Source organism: Paenibacillus turicensis, from assembly GCF_017873435.1.
Taxonomy (GTDB): domain Bacteria; phylum Bacillota; class Bacilli; order Paenibacillales; family Paenibacillaceae; genus Fontibacillus; species Fontibacillus turicensis.
Map to the genome: position 1 here is coordinate 17506 of NZ_JAGGKG010000004.1, position 14399 is coordinate 31904.

Below are 14399 nucleotides of genomic sequence, written 5' to 3' on the forward strand. Positions count from 1 at the left end.
AAAGTGAAATCGAAGCTTAAATTTCACTTTTTTACCTTATTTTTTTTGGTTATTCAACATGTGTTATTCAATATAAACATCTAGGCACAAATATTTAAATGGATCTTTATCAGCTACTGCACTTAACCAATCTTCTTGCTTCATATAAAAACGCGTGTAGATTTGCTTACCACGAATTGAATCTGGAAAGCCATTAGAATTTAGAACATAGTCCATTATCCTTTTGTTTAAAGCTTCTCCAAGCAGAAAATAAGATTTCCCTTTTTTATCATTAGAATTAAACTCATTAATCAGCTTTCTATCTATGTAAAGCCTAGTTTTCCCATCACAAATCGAAGCTAATTGACTAATAGGCAAATAAATAATACAGTTTTTATCTGCCAATAAACCATCAGCTGACATTGCGAGTTTCAAGTCCTCCATGTACAAATCGAACATTTTTACCTTAAAAGCATTTATAAAAAGGTCTTCTATTGACGGAGAATAATCAAAGTTAGGTATTTCCCCCATACTTAATACCTTCTGAATATACGGTTGAATATTTTCTTCACCCGGAAAAACGTCTCTCTCTCTTATACTACAGCCGTTTAAAGCAACAAATGCCATTAGAATTATAACCATTACTTTTTTCAATTCGCGCTCCTCGAAAAATATAATTTTACTCCTTCAATATGCTGAACTGTACCATAAGCAATACTTGATTTATAAATAAAACTGTCCAGTTTCGATCACTAAAGCCTACATTTTTCTTACCTTAATGACAAATGCCGTTGGTAACATTAAAGCCTTTCTGCCAAAATCATGATGGGATGCCATTGCTTTTTCTTTGTCCGTTTCTTCGATAAGTGCTTCAACAGCAAAACCATTTCTAGCCAAAGCGTTAATATATGTACTCAACATACGATTAGAAAGCATAATCTCCTTATCGCTCATTTCAGCACAATACCATTCTTCATTAAAATAAGAATTACTAAAAACAAGCTTCCCCTCTTCAACTGACACACATTTATGAATCGGATGTGACCACCCAAAAACGAAGACTCCATCTTTTTTTAAATAAGAATATATACGCTTAAACGTTAGATCTAAGTCTGTTGTCCAACCAATGCCATATACAGAGTAAACTAAATCAAAATAATCAACTGGCAACCCACATTCATCCTCCATAGGTGAACAAATGAGCTTGGCACTAATGCTTTGGGTCTGAAGATACTGATCTGTTCTATCAATTTGATTTGCAGATATATCGAGTCCCCATAATTCCTTTGCCCCTAAATCAGCAGCATATTTTAAGGAGCGACCATTGCCACAGCCAATTTCAAGCACACGTTTATGTGATAAATCTCCAAGTAGGTTCAATTTCTCCTCAGATGGTAAATAACCTCCCCAGTTCGGTAACGCCGTTACACCCAAAAACTCACTCCCAATTGTATCCCAAAACTCAATATTCGTTTTATGGGCTTCACTCACATTCATATCAACATTAGCGACTTTACCTAAAACTTCACCACCAACAATGTTCTTTTTGATGTTCTCCGCTTCTTCTATCAGCTTCATCATATTTTCCTCAGCTTTCTGTTTGTAGTCAGCATCAGTCAGCTTCTCTCCTGAAAATAACTCATTAAGATTGATATTGAGAATTTCACAAATCGGCATCATGAGGGATAATTCAGGCATACCGTTTCCACATTCCCATTTACTTACGGTTTTATTGCTAATTCTAAGAATATCAGCAAATTCATACTGAGTTAAATTTTTCTCTTTTCTCAATTTTGCAATAAATCTTCCGATTTTAACTTGATCCAAGCCAACGCCTCCTTTCCTTAGAAAATTATATTTGAATTATTTATAAAATCACACCCACGAATCGTAGAGTATATGGACGAAGTTTTCAAGCATATTTCTTAACCCTATTTTATGAGCTTAATCGGATCAGAATAAATAGACCCTCTTCTATAAAAAGACGAGTCTGTTCATCGCACTATATTCAATTTTCTTGAAGTCAATATCTGATTATTCCTTGTGGAAAGATGATGGAATAGCATTGTATTTATTATATAATGATAATAAAAGACCAAGATACACAATATTCTATACAAACAAATCACAATAATCTGATAAGGAGGTTTCATGAAAACATTTAACCAAGAACAACTGGAAAATGCAGTTGATTTAATCTCTACTACCATTACTAAATGCGAAAAAATGCAAATTAAGTTTTTAGAGGGAACCTCTCAAGATTCGCTCCTAAAAAATAGAATTAAAGCACTTTGTATTTCCAAAGCGCTTATTCTAGGAGATAATACAGATACAAAAATACAATATACAAATAAAGATGTGAGAGAGGCTTTACCTCCTGTGGTTTCCATCATCAATAAGACTACTAAAGCACAAAGTAAATATGAAAAAGGAACTTCACAATTTAACCGCCATGAACCCATCATTCAAGCTATGTTTGTTGCAAAACAATTTATAGAGAACGAAATAAACAAAAATCGCTAGATATCCATTCATACTCTCTATAGGAGCAGGCAACTGAGGCTATAATGGATTACTATAATGCAAAAAATATTACTGTATCAAAACCTACAAGCGAGTAACAGTGTAACCTTTTTCCTTCAGTTTGGTTACTATTCCATCCTGACCCAGCATATGACTTGCACCAACAACAATAAAGTAGGTGTTCTTACTACCATCTTCCAGATAACCTACAATTTTATCAATCATTCCGACATTACGGTCTTGGATCACGCCCTTATAATATTCAGGAACGGCCATCATTTTTACCAAATCCTCCACCAGAAATTTATCGTCTCCATTAACCCATGCATCTATCATAGGCTTAATGTCATTGTCTGGTTGATAAAAGGATTCAACTCTCTGCTTCAACAAGGAAGCTGCAAGCTCATCCGAGAAGTTGCTCAACATTGCATATTGAGAATAATGTGATTCCAGTTCAAGCACAGACTTATCGTTTACTTTCGCTTTTTGCAAGAAATAATTATCAATGCTAAGGCCAGTTTCATAACCATCAGATATCATTTTGAGTCCATATAGCTGAATATATATCCACCATGCCTTAGAAGAACCATATTCACTCTCTGGTATTCCATTTTCCTTAAAAATCTGTTGAAGCTTTACATACGTATCAGCATCAATATGATTAGCCAAGTTGGTGTTAACGGGATAATTCTTTAGATTTTTAATCTTTTCTAACTCCTGCTCGTTCAATGGAGCATCCATGTTTATTTCAACAACCAGGTTATTGGACTTGGCAAACGCCGCATTTATTTCCGGGCGCATTGGGTGTAATAAATCGTTGCCAACATGAATAGAACCAAGCAAATACAGCTCCGACCCGTCCTTTTCCACCTTCCAAAAAAAGCCCTTGCTGTCCATCCGTTCAAGATACACGGCACGATTTGCGGCATCCCAACCAACGCGATAACCGGCATTTTCAGCCAGGAAGCGGAGTGGCGCATACAAAATGCCGTCCACGATTTTTGGGGCAACATTCAGCACATAACCTTCGCCATTTGCCATAGCCTGCTTTTGACCACGCTTCAGTTCAAAAGAAAGCTTCCCTTTCGATGCATGTAGAGTAGAGGTCGCCGCGTCCCAGCTCAGTTCATAGTCCAGTCCTTCCAATAAGACTTTAGCCGGAACCATCGTAGTGGCCTGTTCAATATATGGCTGTCCCTGATCAAAGGCGATTTCTTTATCTCCAAGCGCAAGATACACAGAGGATGCTGCTGCCTGCGCTGGCGCGCCACCTGTCGACAATACAAACAACAAAATAAAGCTTAAAAACAACACCGTTAATTTTTCTAATTGTATTTTTATGCCAAATTTCATTTCAAGCCTCAATCCTTTCGGAGTATCGTTTTGTTTATTCTAAAATTCCTTGTTTCGATGGATTCGTACAGATAGGAAATAGGATAATACAAACATAAGTAATGCCAAAGCTAAAGAGACATAATCCACGATAATTGAGCTTTTAAAATTGGTAGTCTTGTCGGACAAAAATAAGAGGTACCAGACTAGTAGCCGCAGACCAACAGATAATCCGGCTGCAGCAAACAGCAAGGTTTCGCTTTTTTCCGCTCCCAGCTTCAAAATAAGTGGATAAACAATTGCAATGGTCGAAAAGGACAGCTGCAGTCCATATCCATAGCCTGAGATTATCATTTTAGAATTGAGTTCGCCCCACAAACCTTGAAACGCCACTGTAATCAGGCTTGTCGCAACCCCAATTAAAATCAAAAATAGAAATGATATATATTTGGCAGTTATAATGTTTCTTCTTGTAACCGGCAAGGTAATTTCAAACTTGTTCCATTTAGAAGCTGCATCCATCTTCAGCGATGCACCCAGATTAGTGGCAAAAACAAAGATCTGAATTGCAATAATCATAGGAATAAAGGAAGCCTCCTTTAGAAAAAGTGCTGCGATCGCCACAACTAAAGCGATAATGAGTGACAGCCTGATATTTTCCTGCGTAGAATAAAAGTTGTTTGCTAGCAAACCTTTCATTTTAATGCTCCCCCTTTATTAGTAAAAGCATAATTTCATCAATGCTTCCTGTATCTACAATAATCCCACTGTATTTTTGTCCGAAGGCCTTTCTGTCCTTTACTAGTACATCGATTTGATAATCCCTTTTTTTATAGGCCATCATGTCCGCACGATCAATGAGCTGAAACTGTTCAGCTTTGCAACGGGCAATTCCATATTCATAAAGCAACACATCTTTATTCTCGGTTAAAAGTACCTTCCCTTGATGAATAAACGTGATATAGTCGGCAATTTTCTCCAAATCGCTCGTGATGTGGGAAGACATTAGAATAGAATGATTTTCGTCTTCGACAAACTCCAGAAATACCCCTAAAATTTCGTCCCTGACAATTGGGTCCAAACCGGAGGTCGCTTCATCCAAAATGAGGAGCTGAGGTCGGTGCGATAGAGCTACCGTAAGGGCCAGCTTTATTTTCATTCCCCGCGAAAATTGTTTAATCTTTTTTCTTGTATTCAAATTAAATCGCTTTGCAGTTTCCAGAAAAAAGAGCTGATCCCACTGCGTATAAGTGCCCGCCATCACCTTAGACAGCTGAAGTGGTGTTAATAATTCGGGGAAATTGTCTGCATCAAACACAACACCCACTTGCTCCCGAATCTCCTTATCCTTGTCGTCCATTTCTCGACCGAAGATTTTTATAGTCCCGCTATCCTTTTTAATCGTATTCAAAATAGCATTCATCGTTGTTGTTTTTCCCGCTCCATTTTCGCCTACAAAGCCCATAATCGTTCCACGAGGAATTGCAAACGAAACATGATCCAGACGATAATCTGAATTTGGATATGTTTTGGTTAGATTTTTAATTTCTAAACTGTAGGTCATAACTACTCCTCCGTATAAAATATAGTTAGCAATTCGATCAATTTTGGCAATGGAATACCCCCAGTTCGAGCCGTTCCCGCCGCCAGATTTAAATATTCTTCAACCTTTTTTTGTAGCTCCTCCTGAATAAACTCCTTATTCCTTGCCGCTACAAAGCTCCCCCGCCCAACCGTTGTTTCTATAAATCCATCCCGCTGCAAATCTTCATACGCTTTTTGTACTGTAATAACACTGACATGAATGGATTTGGCAAGTGAACGCATAGACGGAATTGGATCACCAGTCTTTAGCTCCCCATTCATAATCATGGCTTTAATTTGCGAGGTTATTTGTTCATAAATAGGCTTGCTTGTATTGCTGCTAATTATTATCTCCACATAAACCACCTTATCGAACTTTAATGTACTTAGTGTACTTATTGTATAAGTACATTATGTTACAGTTTATTTTCTTTGTCAATAAAAAAAGAGGAGCTCTTCACCCATCGTATTATTTTCCCTATATCCTTAATCACACAACAAGCCAACAGCTATACGGTTTAACACCAAATTATATTTTTTATATTGACAACTGCTAATCCTATCCCATATATTATAACCAACGGTTAGTAACCATTGGTTATAATATATACACAGGAGAGTGAAGCGATGTTTGCTGGACATTTTGGATTAGCAGCTGCTGTAAAAGCGAAGGCGCCTGAGGTACCGCTATGGGCTTTGATGGTAGGGACACAACTTCTTGATTTAGCCTTTATGCCTCTTTTACTAAGCGATATTGAGACGATGGATCAGACTATTCATGGTAGTGGTTACGGGAAGTTGATTATTCATGCAGATTATTCACATTCACTAGTTGTAGCTCTTTTATTATCGTTCTTGGCAGGATGGTTTGGTCGGTGGCGTTGGGGGATAAAGGCGGGAATTGTTTTGAGTGGCGTGGTATTCAGTCATTGGATTCTTGATGTTGTGGTCCATCGAGCAGACATGGTTCTGCTGCCAGGGAATTTAGGAAACCTGCCTTTTCTTGGCTTCGGCGTCTGGAGATTTGCTTGGTTGTCCTTTTTGTTAGAGTTTCTATTCATCCTTGTAGGGATTATTATGCATTTCCGTTTTGCTCTGAAAAGTACATCCAAAAGTACATCTACAGGACAAAGAAAAACAACTGCCTTGCTCTCTTCGGTTGTGCTGGGGACTGTTCTTATGGTAACGTTGATTTCAAGTGCAATTGATTTATTTTAAGGGGGTGCCATGATCGATGGCTTCCAAGCAAGAAATTCGATCAGCCGAAACCAAAAAAAATATTTTGCAAGCAGCGGGAAGGCTTTTCTCTACTAAGGGCTATGATGCGGTTACCATGCGGGAAATCGCCAAGGAAGCAGGCTGTTCACATACAACGATATATATTTACTTTAAAGACAAGGAGGTTTTGCTCCATCAGCTATCTATGCCTCCATTATTGTCTCTCATGGCGCGTATGGATCAATTACTTGCAACAGAGCCATATCCTGAAGCCCAATTAAAAACGATGAGCCTATTAATGATTGAATTCTGTTTAACTCACCGTAATATGTACAGTTTATTTTTTAATGTGAAGTCAATAAGAGTAGATCATCCTTCACCAGAAATGGAGCTAAATCAATTACGTAACAACTTGTTCTCCAAACTCAGAAATGTTATTGCAGCTTATCTGAATAATGACCCCTTATCAGAACGCTCACTAATGTATTCGAGGATATACTTCTTCACACTTAATGGGATCATTTCCACCTACGCCAGCTCTGAAGAAACAGTAGACCAACTAATGGAGCGACTCCGGCCCACATTTGAACATACCTTTGAGGTGCTGCTTAAAGGTATTGACGCATTAAATACTTGATTCACAAGAGGCTAGGACAATAACTCAACCGAACTATTACGAAATTCAAAATTGAAACTTCGAAAAATAGTTCGGTTATGTGCCCTAAATACAAAAAATAATACCACTCACACGGGCTTGTGGGTTTGAAGGAATATCCCTAACTATTTCTATAATTCGATCTCCGTTAAGTTCAAATTCATCGCTTTCCCTCCGACTTTAACTTCGAAAATTTTATTTTCTTTTATAGCTAAGGAAACTCTGATTTCAGATGGCTTTTTCATAGAATAACCTTGTTCAAAAATAATGTTTGCAGCTTGCTTCTCGTTGATTTTCCCATGATGGTACAAATAACAGCCAAGTGCACCACTTGATGTTCCTGTGGCAGATTCCTCGGGAATACCATATAAGGGAGCAAAGTTTCTACAATAAGCATTAGCCCCATGTAAAGATTCCAAAGAAAAAACATGGTATCCAACAGCATTGTACTTCTGGCTGACTTCTTTTATTTTGTTCATATCTGGTCTGATCGCATCTAAAATTTCAATGCTTTTTACAGGAACCATAATATCCCGAAGTCCCGTTGACACAACTTGAACTAACAAGTCTTCTGAAATTTGGGATTGACTAATATTCAAGGAATCAGCTACTTCATCTTTATCTAAAACTTCGGAAAATACAGGTATAGATTGATTCATCATCACAAAATTTTCGTTATGAATTTCAATCCCAAGTATCCCTGCTTTAGTTTCCTGCTCATATTTACCTTGCTTTAACAAATTCAGGCTAGACATTGCATAAAAGGTAGCAATCGTAGCATGACCACATAAGTCTACCTCTTCATTTGGTGTGAAGAATCTCACTTTAAAATCTGCCACGTTGGATTGCATTACAAAAGCAGTCTCACTAAATCCAAGAACAGCAGCAATTTTTCTCATTTGATCCTCAGATAAGAAATCTGCATTCATCACAACACCTGCGGGGTTTCCCCCTTCTTTTGTTTTAGCAAAAGCATTTAATGTGTATACATTTATTTTCATATAATTCTAAACTCCAATCACTCAAGATTTTTACCCATAGTTAAATTATTTGGCTAGCAGTATGGTAGGTTAATATCATTGTTGGTTCCATGTTTGTTGTAACCATTGGGCAAATTGCTCCTTCTCCTCGAACTGTGGATAATGAGCAGAGTTTTTAAAAATGACAAACTCCTTTTTCGGCGCTTGTAGTACGTCAAAGTACTCTTTTGCTAAGTTAACAGATGTCATATAATCATATTGGCCCATCACAAAATAAACAGGTATATCTACTTTATCAACAATTTTGGTAATGTTATTTTTTGATTCTTCAACTAACAAAATCTTCTGAGATAATGAAACGCCTTTTAAATAGCGAATAACATCAAGCAAATTATACTCGGGATTTAAGAGAAACCCTTGATAATAATCCATATTATCATCAATGAGTCTCGCTGCTCCGCCATATTTTCTAACCATATCTCTTGGTGTAAGTTGCTCCCCTTTTTGGATAGAACTTCGAAGCTTTTCTAGTTGTTCTGCATCTTTTAAATTCCCTGCTAGCTTTGCTTGTTCAATAGAATAATTCAAGCTATCTAACTCGCTTTTTTGATGATCGGAAACCTGTCCAATCCCAATATAAGCCGAAAACTTGTCAGGTGATTTTTCAACTGCCTGTAACCCAATATACGTTCCAAAAGAATGACCTATCAGTAATACCTTTTCTTGTTCAAATTTCTTCGTAACATAATCTGTTAAAACCAATAAGTCATCCACAAGCAAGTCTGTAGACAAGTTAGAGTAATCCTCAAAAAAGTGATACGACTTCCCGCTTCCACGTTGATCATAGTGCACAATTGTAAAGTTTTTTTCTAGTAAATCTTGATATTTACGTACATAAGGAATTTCAGAGCTACCAGGACCACCATGAACAAAAATAACAATGGGATTCCGTCTGTCCTCTCCTCTAATCATGACTTCATGATCAGTGCCATTAATCTTGATCTGCTTTAAAATACTTACGCTATGCTCTCCCGCAATTCGAGGTGTCCATGTTGGAAACACCAATCCGACTAACAGAAGTAGAATAATACCTATTAGAATTAATTTGGTTATCTTTATATATTTTCTTTTTCTTTTCAAATAGAACGACTCCTTAACCTAAACTATTTAAAAATTTTAAAAATACAGTTTGGCTGGTTTGTTTGTTTATGTTTATTAAATATTATATTGTTCTTATCAGAAAATCCACACCTAAAGGAATCCCTCCTGGTTCTGTTTCCATGATAATACTAAAGCACCCTCGCCCACATATGTGAACGAAGGTGCTTTTACTTTTGCTCCTCTAAGGCAGAAAAAACTTAACTCTTTATTGAATTGAACTCATCAGCTCATAAAAGTATTTGGATTCATGCGTCTTATTAAGCTTATACCAAGCATCTAATGTGTTTGATGAAAACACGTCCAGCACTTTCAAGACGTGCATACAAAATTCCAACGGAGCTATCCCAGATGCGGTAATCAGATTCCCATCTGTTACTGCTGACTCCATTTTGTAATACTTCTCACCCTCATAATTAGGGCAGATCATTTTAAGATATTCCAGGTCATTGCTTGTATGCCAATGTGAATTTAACAAGCCTGACTGAGCAAGCCCCATTGTAGCCCCACAAATCGCTGCAACCAATATCCCTTCCTTTAGACACTTCTCGGCGATATTTAAAACGGGTTGGTGTATGGCTTCTGTCCATGTATTGCCACCAGGTAAAATCAATACATCTATACTTTCAATATTACACTCATCCAGTTTAATGTCAGGCAAAATTTTCAATCCACCCATTGTGGTTACAGGCGTCTTTTCAATTCCAACCGTCACTACTTTTAATGGAGCAAGTCCCTTTTTATAATATCGTCCTAAGTTCAGTTCGGCAGTTAAGTAGCCAATTTCCCAGTCTGACATGGTGTCAAATACATAAAGATATACTGTATTATTCATTTTTCCATTGATTGTTTCATTCATTAATTCATTCATTTTGTTATTTCTCCCCATTATCTATTTATCAAGGTATATCAACCCTCAGTCGATAATCAATGACTATCCTAAATATAAAACAACTTCACTGACACCTGCTGTCAGTGAAGTTATTAAAGTTGATAATATTCCATTAACTCTGATGCAATAGCAACAAGTCTTTCTCTCACGCTCTGTGGTTCGATAACTTTAATGGATTTACCATAGGATAAGAGAAAATAAGGAACCTGATCATGAATTGATTTTTCCTCAAACAAAAAGATAGCTTGATCAGAAGTTCGCTCCTTCAAATGATGACCTAAAAACCAATGCAAACCTAATTCATTCAACGCATCTGGCTTGCCTTCAATAATTAAAGAGACTAACCCCTGCTTACTCACTAAATCAGGTAATAGGTTGTTCATAAAAAATTGTCGGGACGAAAAAGCTTCGGGACGTGTAAATATGTTTTGCGAACATTTGATTGATAAAATCCGATCTACGCGAAAGCTTCGTATTCCATTCCTTAGGTGGCAATATGCAACTGTATACCATTTGTCGTTCCAGTAAACCATTCCATAGGGGTCTATCCTCCGATTTTTTAGTTGCTCATCACGGCCTGTGCGATAATCAATTTCTACCGACAATTCCTTTTCAACAGCCTGCTCTAATTCTGTCAGCACTGGCTGAATAGAAGCATTTACCGCATGATTTATAACTTCAAATCCTTCTAAATGATGGTTAAGCAAACTTACTTGTGCCTCATTTGAGTACATTTTCAGCTTTGTAGTTGCTTGATCTAATGCTTCACTCAAAGGGTATCCAGCTTCTTTTGCAAAAACAGCCGCTTGCAGCAGTGCCTTTTTTTCCTCCATATCAAACAGCAGAGGGGCTCTAATAAAATTATTTAGCAAACTATACCCGCCATTATGACCCGGGTCGGATATGATAGGCACTCCACTGGCACATAGTGCATCAATATGCCGATAAACTGTTCTAATATTGATCTCTAACTTTTCGGAAATCTGTTTTGCAGTCATTTTAACGCCTGAATTGAGCATCCACAAAATTGCCAGCATATTATCGTTTTTAGCCATGATGTGCCCCCCAAAATCAGAATAGTTAATGTAAAAATCTCGAGTAGCCAGTAAAGTGGCAGCCCGAGATTTTTACATACTTGTACTCCAAAGTGTCCATTTAATACACCACTGGGACTAGTATAGCATAATTTATATTATCAAAAATCAAGGGGGATACAAATGATAATTGGAAATGAAGTTAATAGCGATGTAGTAAAAAGTTATCCGCAATATGTAAAAGAAGCAAATATAACACCGCTCATTTTATCCAAGGTAGCCATGCAGCAGTTAACGGCAACAGATTCCAGAGGAGATTCGCTCCAGATGGCAGCTATAAAGGCTGTCAATGCAATGAAAAATGAATATGGGCAAGGAGCCAGCACATTGGTAATGATATTTAATGCCAGCGGAGAGACACTAAGATATCAGGCCAATAAGGACTGGTCAGGCGAGACGGAAAAATATCCCTTTGATCTAACAATAGCTAATGGAGAATACAGCGTATTTTTGCATGTAAAGTCAGGAATCTTTACTGGCTCAGTGGGCTGCGTGGTTTTTAGAGGAGATTCAGGCTCAGACTTCTTGTTCGCTTGGGACAATCCTTATATCGGAGACAATAGTTCTTATGTTGATGTTAAAAGCAAAGATTACTGGCCAGGTGTACAACGATGGAGTGATGTGGAGAGCAAGCTGACATCATCAGGAATTAGTTCTAATACTGATAACGGCACGTTTGTTGTTAACTCGATGATAGGGTTGGCTACGTCTCCCATCGCCCAATATACTGTTACTAGAAAGGCCTAATTTAATTCTATCGAGGCAGCGAAAGACCTGCTATTTCTTAACTGAGGAATAGCAGAACCTTTCTTAAACTAAGGTCCATTTATACAGGAGTAATTTGCGCTTATAGATAATAGATAATAAGAAAGGAATGGAACGAAGATGAACTATACCTTAGATTTTGATGACACTCAAGCACTGATTGATGCTCTATATATCAATGAAGTGAATACCATAGAACGGTTCCGCTATAACAAACCACAGGCCCAGATTAATGATTTACAGAATTGTGCTAAGGCCTATGAAGAAGCTAACAATCTGCTGCAGATGGAGAAGCAACAGTCCGGGGAGAGCCAAGACAAACAGGACACACTGGTACAGGATATATGGAAGGCGGCTAGAGCAGGAGTTGTATTCTCCTATGAAACTATTAAGAATTTTAAACTTAGGGCGGAATATCTAAATAAAATAAGTAATTCAATTAAATTATTTGATTACCATCCTGAAACTGGGAGATTTAGAAATACCCATTTTGCTGATATTCTCGATCCAGAAGAGGACCTCTATGATATGATTAATAAATCTATCCAAGAGTGGGCGAAGAAAACATCAGATGTTTGGGGAAATGCGGCTGCATACAAGGAAAAAACATTTAATAATTTTATTGAAGGCAAGGAATATAACCTGGAATCGTATGTAGTGAGGTATGCAGGTAAGGATAAACTAAAGCTTTTATCATATATGCGTTATTTTGGTACTGCTCTAATTGTCTTCACACTAGGAGTGATCACTTGGCAATTAGTGGAAAAACAGGATAAAATACGAGCAGGAGCGGAGATTCTTGTAAGTGTGGGAGGCGCTTTAGGAGGAGGCCTTTTAGGAGAGGTGGGAGGTACTTTCTTATTTGGCTGGATCATGGAGGATCTTGGAGCTGTTATAGGTGGTATATTAGGAGGACTGGTTGGAGCCTTTGCAGGAGGAGTTGCGGCAGTATGCCTGTTTGATGCCATGCTGGATGCCTTTTTTTACACACCTAAAGTTGGTAGGCTGACAGGCACTTTGTTCAGTGGTCCAATTATGTATGAACTCACACTGCCGGATAATACAACCTTATCTGGCAATTTAACAGGTAGCTTATGAGCTTAAGAGAGAAAACGGACAAATGCATCATGACAGATAGAATAAGCCAAATGCAAAGTGGACTGATTGGGCAACTACATGTGTGATATGAATTTATAAACAAAAGCCCATTGGCACAACTTCTTTATCAGACGGATTGTCAAGCCAAGTTTTACAATCCGTCTCAAATAAAAAGATACCTAAATCAGAAATGATAGACACTCCACAAAGTATCCTATTCGATTTCAGTTAAGAAACTATACCCATGAATTTTAAACCCAATATTTTTATAAAACTCATGAGCACTTTCACGCTTTATATTGCTTGATAAGCTAACTTTATAACAAGATTTTTCCTTGCATATCTCGATGGCATATTGCATCATTTTAGTACCAAGCCCTTTGCCTTGAAGCTCAGATGATACAATCACATCCTCAATCAATCCGGTTTTTGAGCCCATATGTGCTAAATTGTCCATAATCGCAAGCGCAAAGGTTCCAACAATCTTGTTATCCAATTCAGCAACATAGATACTATAATCCGGATATAATTTCATTTGCTCAAAAATTATCTTCGCCTCTTCCACAGACAATATCTTTCCGTTATCCATATCAGGCTGGGCGTATAACTGCAAAATTTGTAGTAAGTCAATGATCTCGGCTTTTCTAATAATCATGGAAGTCACTCCTATATAGATTGAACTAAAGAAACGACTGATTAGAACATAACACAGAGTCGATCAATAATGGTCAAAGGCACTTTCATAATCTTGTTTAAAATGAGGTAACCTTTTAGGTTTTATTTATTATCAAAGTATTTTTTCGTGATATCCATTTTTTGTAATAAAAACTAGCTCACGGCTCTCATAAACGATTTTTAATATCTTATAAAATTATTTCGCAGATCAGATACAGGCCTTATTAGCGGCATACCGCCCCCTCCTTTACATATCATTATTTTATCGCTATTATGATAAAATTCAAAATTCATTTTTTCTAATTTTGAAGCGTACTAAAATGGATTAATGCCAATATAAGAATTATCATTATTCACGATATCGGAACTGGTGTCGTTTTTCTTTGTTGACCAGTCGGTTCTCCTTTAGATGCATCTGTTCATCTGTTGTAGATCAGCCTGGAATA

The 14399-nt window shown here is 37.3% G+C and carries 16 protein-coding genes; 5 read left to right on the plus strand and 11 right to left on the minus strand.

Translation table 11 applies throughout. The annotated features are described in order from the left end of the window. Positions 1-63: 63 nt before the first annotated feature. Both J2Z32_RS05675 and J2Z32_RS05680 read right to left on the minus strand, forming a co-directional pair. Positions 64-633, minus strand: a complete 570-nt coding sequence (locus J2Z32_RS05675) for a hypothetical protein (RefSeq protein WP_210088213.1) — start codon at positions 631-633, stop codon at positions 64-66. A 105-nt stretch (positions 634-738) separates the two neighbouring features. After that, positions 739-1806, minus strand: coding sequence for a methyltransferase domain-containing protein (locus tag J2Z32_RS05680; protein ID WP_210088214.1), 1068 nt, complete (start codon positions 1804-1806; stop codon positions 739-741). A gap of 324 nt (positions 1807-2130) precedes the next feature. On the opposite strand from J2Z32_RS05680, the gene J2Z32_RS05685 reads away from it, so the two are divergent. Beyond that, on the plus strand, positions 2131-2502 hold the full coding sequence (locus tag J2Z32_RS05685; RefSeq protein ID WP_210088215.1) for a hypothetical protein: 372 nt from the start codon (positions 2131-2133) through the stop codon (positions 2500-2502). A gap of 84 nt (positions 2503-2586) precedes the next feature. On the opposite strand, the gene J2Z32_RS05690 is transcribed toward J2Z32_RS05685, so the two are convergent. Genes J2Z32_RS05690 through J2Z32_RS05705 form a run of 4 tightly spaced genes read right to left on the minus strand, consistent with a single transcriptional unit; the run spans position 2587 to position 5775 of the window. Then, positions 2587-3855: a TraB/GumN family protein gene (locus tag J2Z32_RS05690; protein WP_210088216.1), complete on the minus strand. Its 1269-nt coding sequence runs from the start codon at positions 3853-3855 to the stop codon at positions 2587-2589. Between the two features lie 39 nt (positions 3856-3894). Then, positions 3895-4533, minus strand: a complete 639-nt coding sequence (locus tag J2Z32_RS05695) for an ABC-2 transporter permease (protein ID WP_210088217.1) — start codon at positions 4531-4533, stop codon at positions 3895-3897. 1 nt (position 4534) lies between these two features. Beyond that, the gene (locus J2Z32_RS05700; RefSeq protein WP_210088218.1) at positions 4535-5398 is read right to left on the minus strand and encodes an ABC transporter ATP-binding protein; all 864 of its coding nucleotides are present in this window, start codon (positions 5396-5398) and stop codon (positions 4535-4537) included. Between the two features lie 2 nt (positions 5399-5400). Beyond that, complete coding sequence (locus J2Z32_RS05705; RefSeq protein WP_210088219.1) at positions 5401-5775, minus strand: GntR family transcriptional regulator; 375 nt, start codon at positions 5773-5775, stop codon at positions 5401-5403. A gap of 270 nt (positions 5776-6045) precedes the next feature. On the opposite strand from J2Z32_RS05705, the gene J2Z32_RS05710 reads away from it, so the two are divergent. Further along, a complete protein-coding gene (locus J2Z32_RS05710; protein WP_210088220.1) occupies positions 6046-6636 on the plus strand; it encodes a permease in 591 nt (196 codons plus the stop codon). Positions 6637-6652: 16 nt separating this feature from the next. Beyond that, entirely contained in the window at positions 6653-7273 is a 621-nt protein-coding gene (locus J2Z32_RS05715) for a TetR/AcrR family transcriptional regulator (RefSeq protein ID WP_210088221.1), read from the plus strand. A gap of 149 nt (positions 7274-7422) precedes the next feature. Here J2Z32_RS05715 and J2Z32_RS05720 read toward each other — a convergent pair whose 3' ends face one another. From J2Z32_RS05720 to J2Z32_RS05735, 4 genes are all read right to left on the minus strand, one after another. After that, positions 7423-8292: a PhzF family phenazine biosynthesis protein gene (locus J2Z32_RS05720; protein WP_210088222.1), complete on the minus strand. Its 870-nt coding sequence runs from the start codon at positions 8290-8292 to the stop codon at positions 7423-7425. Between the two features lie 75 nt (positions 8293-8367). After that, on the minus strand, positions 8368-9411 hold the full coding sequence (locus J2Z32_RS05725; RefSeq protein WP_210088223.1) for an alpha/beta fold hydrolase: 1044 nt from the start codon (positions 9409-9411) through the stop codon (positions 8368-8370). 226 nt (positions 9412-9637) lie between these two features. Next, entirely contained in the window at positions 9638-10264 is a 627-nt protein-coding gene (locus tag J2Z32_RS05730) for a type 1 glutamine amidotransferase family protein (RefSeq protein WP_210088385.1), read from the minus strand. A 149-nt stretch (positions 10265-10413) separates the two neighbouring features. Next, the gene (locus J2Z32_RS05735; RefSeq protein ID WP_210088224.1) at positions 10414-11376 is read right to left on the minus strand and encodes a helix-turn-helix transcriptional regulator; all 963 of its coding nucleotides are present in this window, start codon (positions 11374-11376) and stop codon (positions 10414-10416) included. Between the two features lie 162 nt (positions 11377-11538). On the opposite strand from J2Z32_RS05735, the gene J2Z32_RS05740 reads away from it, so the two are divergent. Continuing rightward, a complete protein-coding gene (locus tag J2Z32_RS05740; protein ID WP_210088225.1) occupies positions 11539-12162 on the plus strand; it encodes a hypothetical protein in 624 nt (207 codons plus the stop codon). Positions 12163-12300: 138 nt separating this feature from the next. Continuing rightward, positions 12301-13278 carry a hypothetical protein gene (locus J2Z32_RS05745; protein WP_210088226.1) on the plus strand — a complete coding sequence of 326 codons (978 nt, stop codon included), beginning with the start codon at positions 12301-12303 and terminating at the stop codon, positions 13276-13278. A gap of 214 nt (positions 13279-13492) precedes the next feature. On the opposite strand, the gene J2Z32_RS05750 is transcribed toward J2Z32_RS05745, so the two are convergent. Then, positions 13493-13933: a GNAT family N-acetyltransferase gene (locus J2Z32_RS05750; protein ID WP_210088227.1), complete on the minus strand. Its 441-nt coding sequence runs from the start codon at positions 13931-13933 to the stop codon at positions 13493-13495. Positions 13934-14399 lie beyond the last annotated feature (466 nt).

Bases quoted from the DNA above. Each gene is read 5' to 3' on its own strand.
- J2Z32_RS05685 (WP_210088215.1), top strand. From the start codon at position 2,131: ATGAAAACATTTAACCAAGAACAACTGGAAAATGCAGTTGATTTAATC.
- J2Z32_RS05730 (WP_210088385.1), bottom strand. From the start codon at position 10,264: ATGAATAATACAGTATATCTTTATGTATTTGACACCATGTCAGACTGG.
- J2Z32_RS05690 (WP_210088216.1), bottom strand. From the start codon at position 3,855: ATGAAATTTGGCATAAAAATACAATTAGAAAAATTAACGGTGTTGTTT.
- J2Z32_RS05700 (WP_210088218.1), bottom strand. From the start codon at position 5,398: ATGACCTACAGTTTAGAAATTAAAAATCTAACCAAAACATATCCAAAT.
- J2Z32_RS05740 (WP_210088225.1), top strand. From the start codon at position 11,539: ATGATAATTGGAAATGAAGTTAATAGCGATGTAGTAAAAAGTTATCCG.
- J2Z32_RS05720 (WP_210088222.1), bottom strand. From the start codon at position 8,292: ATGAAAATAAATGTATACACATTAAATGCTTTTGCTAAAACAAAAGAA.
- J2Z32_RS05695 (WP_210088217.1), bottom strand. From the start codon at position 4,533: ATGAAAGGTTTGCTAGCAAACAACTTTTATTCTACGCAGGAAAATATC.
- J2Z32_RS05745 (WP_210088226.1), top strand. From the start codon at position 12,301: ATGAACTATACCTTAGATTTTGATGACACTCAAGCACTGATTGATGCT.
- J2Z32_RS05735 (WP_210088224.1), bottom strand. From the start codon at position 11,376: ATGGCTAAAAACGATAATATGCTGGCAATTTTGTGGATGCTCAATTCA.
- J2Z32_RS05750 (WP_210088227.1), bottom strand. From the start codon at position 13,933: ATGATTATTAGAAAAGCCGAGATCATTGACTTACTACAAATTTTGCAG.
- J2Z32_RS05715 (WP_210088221.1), top strand. From the start codon at position 6,653: ATGGCTTCCAAGCAAGAAATTCGATCAGCCGAAACCAAAAAAAATATT.
- J2Z32_RS05710 (WP_210088220.1), top strand. From the start codon at position 6,046: ATGTTTGCTGGACATTTTGGATTAGCAGCTGCTGTAAAAGCGAAGGCG.